General features: G+C 72.4%; 1 pseudogene. It reads right to left on the bottom strand.

The features are described 5' to 3' along the window. Positions 1–239: pseudogene (locus CUZ56_RS15495) on the bottom strand (MFS transporter); the annotation flags it as partial.

Genomic DNA, 239 nt, shown 5'->3' with positions numbered 1-239 from the left:
GCGCGGCGGCGGCGCCGAGCACGGCCCAGGTCTGTGCCGAGGCCCAGCCGGCCTCGGGCGCCCGGACGATGCCGTACACGGCGGTGGCGAGACCTGCGGTGGCGGTGGCCGCCCCGAGCAGGTCCACCGATCCCGCCCGGGCGGGTGCGATGGGCATCAGAGCCGGAACTGCGATCAAGGCCAGGATTGCGATCGGGACATTGATGTAGAAGACCCACGGCCAGCTGAGGTACTCGGTG

Source organism: Saezia sanguinis, from assembly GCF_003991585.1.
GTDB classification, from domain to species: domain Bacteria; phylum Pseudomonadota; class Gammaproteobacteria; order Burkholderiales; family Burkholderiaceae_C; genus Saezia; species Saezia sanguinis.
Note: the sequence above shows the minus strand (reverse complement) of the source record. Positions and strands in the feature narration are given on the sequence as shown.